This window comes from Vibrio sp. 10N.222.52.B7 (genome assembly GCF_041474275.1).
Taxonomy (GTDB): domain Bacteria; phylum Pseudomonadota; class Gammaproteobacteria; order Enterobacterales; family Vibrionaceae; genus Vibrio; species Vibrio crassostreae_C.
Window position 1 is genome coordinate 1 of the sequence record NZ_JBFRTU010000755.1, and the last position, 309, is coordinate 309.

General features: G+C 47.6%; 1 protein-coding gene. It reads right to left on the reverse strand.

Annotation, left to right across the window (positions count from 1 at the left end; genetic code table 11):
* Nucleotides 1–66: 66 nt before the first annotated feature.
* On the reverse strand, nt 67–309 hold a 243-nt coding region (locus AB4512_RS25145; protein ID WP_372176175.1), incomplete at its 5' end, for an OmpA family protein.

A 309-nucleotide genomic window follows, 5' to 3' on the forward strand; every position in this document is an offset into this window, starting at 1 on the left:
ACCTAGTACTAAGCAACAACCAAGCACTAAGCAGAACCAAGCAACAACCAAACCCAATCGCGCATCTTAATTTTCTACTTCAGCGGCATCGTTCGCAGAGGCCCAAATTTCTGAGCGTCTATTCTTGGCTCTACCTTCTGCCGTTGCGTTGGACGCAATAGGTTTACTTTCACCAAATGAGCGTATAACAAGGCGATTCTTCTCTACACCATCCGTGATTAAACCATCCGACGTCGTCAGTGCTCTTTGTAGACCCAATGCTTGGTTGTAACCTGCTTCGCCAGTGCTGTCAGTGTGTCCATCTACCGT